The following is a 2,395-nucleotide window of genomic DNA, read 5'->3' on the forward strand; positions in this document are numbered from 1 at the left end:
GAGCCGACATCGAGGTGCCAAACCATCCCGTCGATATGGACTCTTGGGGAAGATCAGCCTGTTATCCCCGGGGTACCTTTTAGCCGTTGAGCGACACCGCTTCCACACGCCGATGCCGGATCACTAGGCCCTGCTTTCGCACCTGCTCGACCCGTCAGTCTCACAGTCAAGCTCCCTTGTGCCCTTGCACTCACCACCTGATTACCAACCAGGCCGAGGGAACCTTTGGGCGCCTCCGTTACCCTTTAGGAGGCAACCGCCCCAGTTAAACTACCCACCAGGCACTGTCCCCCACCCGGATCCACGGGCGCGGGTTAGACGCTCAATGCGACCAGAGTGGTATTTCACCAACGACTCCACGAATACTGGCGTACCCGCTTCACAGTCTCCCACCTATCCTACACAAGACACACCAAACGCCAATGCCAAGCTGTAGTAAAGGTCCCGGGGTCTTTCCGTCCTGCTGCGCGAAACGAGCATCTTTACTCGTACTGCAATTTCACCGGGCCTGCGGTTGAGACAGCGGGGAAGTCGTTACGCCATTCGTGCAGGTCGGAACTTACCCGACAAGGAATTTCGCTACCTTAGGATGGTTATAGTTACCACCGCCGTTTACCGGCGCTTAGATTCTCAGCTTCGACCCCAAAAGGTCTAACCGGTCCTCTTAACGTTCCGGCACCGGGCAGGCGTCAGTCCGTATACAGCGTCTTACGACTTCGCACGGACCTGTGTTTTTAGTAAACAGTCGCTTCCCCCTGGCCACTGCGACCGCACCCAGCTCCCACCGCAAAGGGCGATCACCAGACGCGGCCCCCCTTCTCCCAAAGTTACGGGGGCAATTTGCCGAGTTCCTTAACCACAGTTCACCCGAACGCCTCGGTATACTCTACCCGACCACCTGAGTCGGTTTAGGGTACGGGCCGCCGGCACACTCGCTAGAGGCTTTTCTCGGCAGCATGGGATCACTCACTTCACCTAAAACGGCTCGGCATCACCCCTCACCCTTAACAGGGGGCGGATTTGCCTACCCCCCGGGCTACAGGCTTACCCCAGGACAACCACCGCCTGGGCTGAGCTACCCTCCTGCGTCACCCCATCGCTCACCTACTACCGTCTCGGGCCCCACGCAACCCACACAAGGAAACCCGAAGGCTCCCCAGGCGGGTCGGATGGTTAGCATCAACGGCCTCAGCGCTGGCGCGTACCAGCGGGTACGGGAATATCAACCCGTTGCCCATCGACTACGCCTCACGGCCTCGCCTTAGGTCCCGACTTACCCTGGGCGGATCAGCCTGCCCCAGGAACCCTTAGTCATCCGGCGCACACGTTTCCCACGTGTGAATCGCTACTCATGCCTGCATTCTCACTCCCATAGCCTCCACCGTTGGATCACTCCACGGCTTCACCGGCCACAGGACGCTCCCCTACCCATCACACCCACACGGGCGCAATGCCACGGCTTCGGCGGTGTGCTTGAGCCCCGCTACATTGTCGGCGCGGAATCACTTGACCAGTGAGCTATTACGCACTCTTTCAAGGATGGCTGCTTCTAAGCCAACCTCCTGGTTGTCACGGCAACTCCACATCCTTTCCCACTTAGCACACGCTTCGGGGCCTTAGCCGATGATCTGGGCTGTTTCCCTCTCGACTACGAAGCTTATCCCCCGCAGTCTCACTGCCGCGCTCTCACTTACCGGCATTCGGAGTTTGGCTGACGTCAGTAACCTTGTCGGGCCCATCAGCCACCCAGTAGCTCTACCTCCGGCAAGAAACACGCGACGCTGCACCGAAATGCATTTCGGGGAGAACCAGCTATCACGGAGTTTGATTGGCCTTTCACCCCTAGCCACAGGTCATCCCCCAGGTTTTCAACCCTGGTGGGTTCGGGCCTCCACACCGTCTTACCGGCGCTTCACCCTGCCCATGGCTAGATCACCCCGCTTCGGGTCTACAGCATGCGACTATGACGCCCTCTTCAGACTCGCTTTCGCTACGGCTACCCGACACCGGTTAACCTCGCCACACACCGTAACTCGCAGGCTCATTCTTCAAAAGGCACGCCATCACCGGTCTCCCCTCCTCCGAAGAAGAAGGTCCAGGCTCTGACGGCTTGTAGGCACACGGTTTCAGGTACTCTTTCACAACCCCTCACCGGGGCACTTTTCACCTTTCCCTCACGGTACTGGTCCACTATCGGTCACCAGGAAGTATTCAGCCTTACCACGTGGTCGTGGCAGATTCACACGGAATTCCACGGGCTCCGTGCTACTCGGGAACACACCCAAGAGGCCCCGCAATTTCACCTACCGGACTCTCACCGTCTACGGTCGGCCATCCCAAGCCGTTCGGCTATCACGAGACTTTATAACTCTTCGACCCATCGGCAGCTAGGTCA

Annotated in this window: 1 rRNA gene; it reads right to left on the minus strand. The window is 58.8% G+C overall.

Annotated elements, in window-relative coordinates:
* Positions 1 to 2,395 (minus strand): 23S ribosomal RNA (locus tag CLV68_RS33245); the annotation flags it as partial.

Source organism: Actinokineospora cianjurensis, assembly GCF_003663795.1.
GTDB lineage: Bacteria > Actinomycetota > Actinomycetes > Mycobacteriales > Pseudonocardiaceae > Actinokineospora > Actinokineospora terrae.